The organism is Alishewanella maricola, assembly GCF_016343785.1.
In the GTDB taxonomy this organism is placed as follows: Bacteria; Pseudomonadota; Gammaproteobacteria; order Enterobacterales; family Alteromonadaceae; genus Alishewanella; species Alishewanella maricola.
Genome location: NZ_JAEINI020000051.1, coordinates 1 through 522, shown reverse-complemented (window position 1 = coordinate 522; position 522 = coordinate 1). Strand labels below are relative to the sequence as shown.

At 51.9% G+C, this 522-nt stretch carries 1 pseudogene; it reads left to right on the top strand.

Going from position 1 to position 522, the window contains the following annotated elements:
• Positions 1–522: pseudogene (locus tag JAO78_RS16680) on the top strand (hypothetical protein); the annotation flags it as partial.

Here is a 522-nt window from a genome sequence, read left to right as displayed (position 1 = left end):
CAAAATGGTAAAACGGTCATCACCCAGGCTACCGTATTAGCCGATGGCAGCTACGCTTTAGAAGGTATTGATGTCAGCACCTTAGCTGATGGCCCATTAACCATTGACGCCACGGCAGTGGATAACAACGGCAATCCATTGGCTGCTGATACTTCAGCCACACTTGATGCGATTGCCGGTTCATTGGATATCGCTGCTACCGTCGATAACACCGATGGCACCATCGATTTATCGGGCACCACCACCGACGTTGCTCCAGGCACCGTGATTAACATCACCATCACCGATCAAAACGGTAAGACCGTTATCGCCCAGGCCACCGTATTAGCCGATGGCAGCTACGCTTTAGAAGGTATTGATGTCAGCACCTTAGCCGATGGCCCATTAACCATTGATGCGACGGCAGTCGATAACAACGGCAATCCATTGGCTGCTGATACTTCAGCCACACTCGATGCGGTTACCGGTTCATTGGATATCGCTGCGACGGTCGACAATACCGATGGCACGCTTGACCTCAGC